5 protein-coding genes and 1 pseudogene are annotated in these 5,952 nt (G+C 73.9%); 3 read left to right on the top strand and 3 right to left on the bottom strand.

Going from position 1 to position 5,952, the window contains the following annotated elements:
• Positions 1–586: pseudogene (locus MHW47_RS30910) on the top strand (hypothetical protein); the annotation flags it as partial.
• A gap of 139 nt (positions 587–725) precedes the next feature.
• Complete coding sequence (locus MHW47_RS30905) at positions 726–2,204, top strand: DHA2 family efflux MFS transporter permease subunit (RefSeq protein ID WP_239227181.1); 1,479 nt, start codon at positions 726–728, stop codon at positions 2,202–2,204.
• Here MHW47_RS30905 and MHW47_RS30900 read toward each other — a convergent pair.
• From MHW47_RS30900 to MHW47_RS30890, 3 genes are all read right to left on the bottom strand, one after another.
• On the bottom strand, positions 2,198–2,845 hold the full coding sequence (locus MHW47_RS30900) for a response regulator transcription factor (protein ID WP_239227180.1): 648 nt from the start codon (positions 2,843–2,845) through the stop codon (positions 2,198–2,200). The genes MHW47_RS30905 and MHW47_RS30900 overlap by 7 nt on opposite strands.
• Complete coding sequence (locus MHW47_RS30895; protein WP_239227179.1) at positions 2,842–3,924, bottom strand: sensor histidine kinase; 1,083 nt, start codon at positions 3,922–3,924, stop codon at positions 2,842–2,844. The genes MHW47_RS30900 and MHW47_RS30895 overlap by 4 nt, the downstream gene beginning before the upstream one ends.
• 130 nt (positions 3,925–4,054) lie before the next feature.
• Positions 4,055–5,044 (bottom strand): UbiA family prenyltransferase, encoded by a 990-nt coding sequence (locus MHW47_RS30890; RefSeq protein WP_239227178.1) that lies wholly within the window; start codon positions 5,042–5,044, stop codon positions 4,055–4,057.
• 161 nt (positions 5,045–5,205) lie between these two features.
• Here MHW47_RS30890 and MHW47_RS30885 point away from each other — a divergent pair.
• Positions 5,206–5,952, top strand: a 747-nt coding sequence (locus MHW47_RS30885) for an AfsR/SARP family transcriptional regulator (protein WP_239227177.1), incomplete at its 3' end; no start/stop codon positions are given.

Below are 5,952 nucleotides of genomic sequence, written 5' to 3'. Positions count from 1 at the left end.
CACCCGGCCGCTGTGGCTGCGCCGCCGGGTGGCCGCCACCCCGTCCGGGGTCACCGCGCGGGCGGCGGCGGCGCTCTCCCGGCACCTCGCCACGGACACCGGCCGGCTGATCGTCCCGGTGGACCTGCGCCGCCACGACCCGGCGACGCGCTCCACCGCCAACCTGACCTCCCAGCTCGTCCTGGACCTGCGCCGGGACGACAGCTGGAAGCGCGTGCACTCCACGCTGATCCGGGCCCTGATGGCCAAGACCGAGGTCGCCGTGCTCGACCGCGACTTCCTGCGCGACAACCCGTTCGCCAACAACCTGGACGAGGCCCGCGCCTTCGACGGCCACAGCTTCCCCTGCACGGCGATCATCTCCGACCACGGCGAGGTCGACCCGGAGGTCTTCGCGGCGCCCGGCTTCCGCGCCACCTCCTTCTCCACGCTGCCGATGCTGGTCCCGTACGCCGAGATGTTCCTGAGCGCCTGCCGCGTGGGCGACGAGACCGAACTGACCCTGGCCTGCCGCGACCGGCCGGGCGCCCGCGCCAAGGCGTCGGAGCTGCTCGACGACATCGCCGAGGCACTGACCGCCGGCTGAACCCGCGCCCCCGCCGGCCGAACCCGCGCCGACCTCCGGCCGCACCCGCGCCCCTCGCCGGCCCCGCCGGTCGCCACCCCGTCCCCCGGACGGACCCCGAGCCCGATCCACGACGCACCCACCCTAAGGACGACCCCGCATGTCCCTGGACCAGAGAACCGAGCCCCCGGCGCCGGCGGACCCGCCCCCCGTGGCGGAGACCGCGCCGGCGGCGGCCACCCGGACCGCGATCATCACCATCGCCGCGGCCGTCGGCGGCGCCTTCATCGCCCAGCTCGACACCACCATCGTCAACGTGTCGCTGGCCGACACGTCCGCCCGCTTCGGCAGCATCAACCAGGTCCAGTGGGTCGTCACGGCCTATCTGCTGGCCCTGGTCGCGCTGATGCCGGCCGCGGGCTGGCTGGCCTCCCGCTTCGGCACCCGCCGCGCGTTCATCGCCTCCGTCGCCGCGTTCGCGGCCGGCTCGGCGCTCTGCGCGTTCAGCACGAGCCTGCCGGAGCTGATCACCGGGCGCGCCCTGTCCGGCGCCGCCGCGGGCGTGCTCGTCCCGGTCGCCACGATGCTGCTCACCGGCGGCATGCCGCGCGAACGCCTCGGCCAGGTCCAGGCGCTGAACGGCAGCGTCATGCTGATCAGCCCGCTGCTCGGCCCCACGGTCGGCGGTCTGCTGGTCAACGCCTGGGGCTGGTGGGCGGTCTACGCCGTCAACCTGCCGCTGTGCGCGGTGCTGCTGGTGGTGGCGGTGCGCCGGGTCCGCAAGGACGAGCCGGCCGGCGCGGGCGAGGGCCGGCGCCCGCTCGACGTGCTGGGCCTGCTGACCGCCGCCGCCTGCACGGTCGGGGTCGTCCTCGCCGTGCACGCCTTCTCCGAGACGGGCCTGTCCGCCCACCCCGGCTTCCTCGTGCCGCTGGTGGTGGCCGCGGTGAGCGGCGCCGTCTTCGTACGCCACCAGCTGCGCGCCGATGCGCCGCTGCTGGACCTGCGCCTGTTCACGCACGGGGTGTACCGGACGGCCGCGATCAACATCTTCTGCCTCGGCTTCGTCCTGTTCTCCCCGATGATGCTGATTCCGCTGTACTTCGAGTCGGCGCGCGGCGAGAGCGCCGTGACCACGGGCCTGCTGATGTCGGCGGGCGGCAGCGGGGTCGTCGTCGCCGGGCTGGCCTGCCGTCCGATCATGAAGAAGATCGGGGGCGGCACCACCGTCGTCATCGGGATCGTCCTCACGATGCTGGCCACCGTCCCGCTGACCGCGCTGTCGTCCGGCACGTCGTACGTGCTGCTGTGTGCCGCGCTCGCGGTACGGGGCCTGGGGACGGGGCTGACCATCGTGCCGGCCATGACCCGGGCCTTCGAGTCGGTCGAACCGCGTTCCATCCCGGACGCCTCCGCGCAGCTCAACCTGGTCCAGCGGATCGGCGGCACCTTCGCCCTCGCGGTGGTCACGGTGGTGCTGGACCGGGCCGCGCAGGCGCACCACGGGCTCGTGCCGGCCGCGTTCGCCGACTCCTTCGACCTGCTGCTCGTCGTCTACGCGCTCACCCTCGCCCCGGCCGTCGCGCTGCTGATCGCCGACCGCCGGGAGAAGGCCGCGCGGGCCGCCGCCGCTCAGTAACGGCGGCTGGGGAACGTCCGGTTGACGGCGTCGAGCCGCGAGGTGGCGCCGAGCTTGTCGAAGATGTTCCGCAGGTGGCGCTTGACCGTGCCCTCGGTGATGCCCAGCCGGCTGCCGATCTGCCGGTTGCTCATGCTCTGGGCGACCAGCTCCATCAGTTCCCGTTCGCGCAGGGTGAGCGTGTCGGCGGGCGCGGGCCCCCGCTCGGGGCCCGCACCGCTCGCCTTGCGCGACAGGAACATCGTCGTGCCGCCGGCCATCGCGCTGCGGATCGCGGAGACCAGGACCTCGCGGTCCACCTCCTTGTGGAGGTAGCCCACGGCCCCCGCGGACAGCAGCGAGTCGATGAGCTGGCGGTTGTCGTGCATCGTCAGGATGACGACCCGCGCCTCGGGCGCCGCCTGGCGGATGCCCCGCAGGTTGGCGAGCGGGCCGGGCCCCGGCATCTCCACGTCCAGCAGGACGAGGTCCGGCCGGTGCAGGCCCGCCAGCCGTACGCCGCTGGGCCCGTCGTCGGCCTGGGCGACGACGGTGAGGCCGTCGTACATCTCCAGGAGTTCGCACAGCGCCTCGCGCAGCAGCCGGTGGTCGTCCACGGCCAGGACCCGGATGTCGCCGGAGTCGTCCGGCCCGGCGCTCACCGGCCGGCCGTTCCGTCGCCGTCCAGCGGGACACGGAGCTGGACGCGCGTGCCCCGGCCGGGCTCGCTCAGCACGTCCAGCGTCCCGCCGAGGGCCGTCACCCGCTGCCGCATGGCCGTCAGGCCGGTGCCGTCGCCGTCGCGCGGTGGGTCCGGCAGCCCGACCCCGTCGTCCGTGACGGTGGCGTGGGCGGCGTCCGGGAAGACCTGGACGAGGACGTCGATCCGGCGGGCCCTGGCGTGCGCGAAGGCGTTGCGCAGCGCCTCGCGGACGACGAGGAACAGCTCCTGCCGGGTCTGTTCGGGCAGCCAGGACTCGTCGCCGTCGATGCGGGAGAAGACCTCGGCCGGCCGGTCGGAGGCGGCGGCGCTGTAGGCGTCGATCTCCTCCTTCAGGCCGTCGTGCAGTTCGTTGACGCGCAGTCCGCTGACCATGGTGCGGGTGAAGCTGAACACGTCGCGCAGGGCCTGCCGGGCGTCCTGGAGCCGGTCGCGCGGCGATTCGATGCCCTTGGCCTGCTCCATGCTGTACAGGTCGAGGCAGCGCAGGGCCAGGCCGATGCTGCTGCCGATGTGGTCGTGCAGGTCGTGGGCGAGCTGGTGGCGGCGGGCGGTGCTGGCCTTGCCGACGTCGCGCAGGGGAACCGACTCGTAGCCGATGGCGGCGGCGCTGACCCGCGCGAAGATCCCCTTGTGCAGGGTCCGTACGGCGGTCAGGAAGCGTGCCAGGGCCACCTCGGGCGGGAGTTGGGCGGCGGCCTCGGTCATCGCCTCGACCGCGACGTCGAACAGCACGCGCGCGGCGTGCACCGAGTCGATCGGGGAGACCTTCTCGAAGGAGCGCTGAACGCCCAGGGCCATCGAGGTGAGTTCGGCCCCCTCGGTGACCTGGACCGGGGTGCCGTGCAGGGTGGCGACGCACTCGCCGAGTATCTGCCGGGCCTGCCTCTCGCAGGAGACCCAGAGTTCCGGCCGCAGCACCAGCGGATTGGTGGTCTTGCGCAGTTCGTCGGCGTAGCGGGCGAGGGAGGACTCGATCAGGCTGGACCGTTCGGCTGCCGGCTCGGCTGAGAGTTCCACGGTGCGCCCCCTCGCTATGGGGAGTTACCTGGTCATGGACGGTCCGACTCCCCCACGATCTCCCGTCCGGCCCGGATCATACTAAAGAGCCCCTTGTCCGAAGGCGAGTGCGAGCGCGGGATCACCGGCCTCAGGCCAGGACGAGCGCGGCGAGCGCGGAGAGGTGGACGGCGTACTGCGTCGCCATCCAGCTCCGGTACGGAGCCCGGTGACCGCGGTCCGTGACCGGGCGGCCCTTCCCGGCCCGGGGCGGCAGGCAGCGCCCCGCGACGCACAGGGCGCCCACGGCGAAGACGGCGGCGGCCGCGTCGAGCGGCACCTCGTGCACCCACAGGGCGCCCGCGGTGAGGGCCAGGGTAAGGACCCCGCTGGCGACGGCGCAGAAGCGGCGGGCGCTGTGCTCGCCGCGTACGACGGCCAGGGTGCGCCGGCCCGCGAGGGCGTCGCCCCGGGTGCTGCCGAGGTCCTTGGCGACGGCCGCGATCAGCCCCACGCCCAGCGAGAGCACCACGGCGAAGACGGCGGACTCGGCGTTGAGCGTGCTGCCGGAGGACGCGACCCCGGCGAGATAGGTGGTGCCCGCGGCGGCGCAGGTGACCGCCGACGCCGACCAGGAACGGCACTTGGCGGCGATCCACGGCGCGGAGTACACGTACCCGAGGACGAGGAAGACGGCGGCGGCCTCGGCCACCTTCCAGCCCGCCGCGCAGCCCAGCAGCAGCCCGGCCAGCGCGCTCGCCACCACGGCCCGGCGGGCCGCCTCCTCGGACAGCCGGCCACTGGCCAGGGGCCGCCCGGACCGGTTGGCCCGGTCCTCGCGCAGATCGCTCACCCCGTTGAAGACGTAGACGCTCACCGTCACCGCCCACCAGGCCGCCGCGCCGCACAGCAGGTGCGGGGCGTCGGGGCGGTGGTGCGCGGCGGACGCCGTCAGCAGCGCGCCCGTGACGAACCGCAGGACGAACATCACCTGCACCAGCGGACGTGCCTCCCGCAGGCACAGCCGCACGGTGCGGGTGGCCGAAACCAGTGCGGACGACGAAAGGTCGAACACACCGGCCGCGGAGGCGGAGGAAGAGGTGGGCGAGGGCGAGAGGCGAGGCGTAAGGGCCTGAGTCATGGGTGGAACCTAAGGCTGGAACTTGACGTTCCGACGTGTGTCTTCCGAGGTATGCCATGTGCCTTGGGAAGTACTCGCGTTGAATACGGGAGCCCCGCGCCCCTAGCGTCGAAAGCGTCGCAATCACGCTGCACGAGGTGGAACGTCAGGGGGAGCGGGAGATGGATTTCCTGGTTCTGGGACCGGTGGAGGTACACGAGTCGGGAGTGCCGGTCCGGCTCCGCGGAATGCGCCGCCGCCGGCTCCTCGCCGTCCTGCTGCTGAACGCGGGACACGCGGTGTCCATGGACGTCCTCGTGGACGAGCTGTGGCAGGACCCGCCCGCCTCCGCCCGCCACCAGGTGCACAACGCGATCCGCGACCTGCGCGCCGCCCTGGCCGGTTCCGGCGGCGCCGGGCTCATCACGGTGGACGTCGGCTACCGCCTGGACGTCCCCGCCGGGGCGGTGGACGCCCACCGCTTCACCGAAGGGGTACGGGCCGCCCGCGCCGCCCGCCGGGAGGGCCGCGACGCCGAGGCGCTGCGGCTGCTGCAGGCGGCGGCCGACCTGTGGCGGGGCGACGCCTTCGCCGGCATCGACTGCCCCATGGTGACCGCCGCCGCGGCCGGCCTCGAAGAACAGCGGCTCACGGCCGTCGAGGAGCTGATGGAGCTGCGCCTCGCGGCCGGCGAGACCGGCTCCCTGGTCGCCGAACTCTCCGCGCTCACCGCCCGGCACCCGCTGCGGGACGCCCTGCGCGGCAGCCTGATGCTCGCCCTGTACCGCAGCGGCCGGCAGGCCGACGCGCTCGCCGTCTACGACGAGGGGCGGCGGCTGCTCGCGGACGAACTGGGCCTGGAACCCGGCCCGCGGCTGCGCCACCTCCACGCGGAGATCCTCGCGGACGCCCCCCGGGCCCAGCGCCGG

This window comes from Streptomyces sp. OfavH-34-F, assembly GCF_022347745.1.
Lineage (GTDB): Bacteria > Actinomycetota > Actinomycetes > Streptomycetales > Streptomycetaceae > Streptomyces.
This window is presented reverse-complemented; position numbering and strand designations above follow the sequence as displayed.

Excerpts from the sequence above, each read along its gene's own strand:
- MHW47_RS30905 (WP_239227181.1), top strand. The coding sequence starts at position 726 with ATGTCCCTGGACCAGAGAACCGAGCCCCCGGCGCCGGCGGACCCGCCC.
- MHW47_RS30890 (WP_239227178.1), bottom strand. The coding sequence starts at position 5,044 with ATGACTCAGGCCCTTACGCCTCGCCTCTCGCCCTCGCCCACCTCTTCC.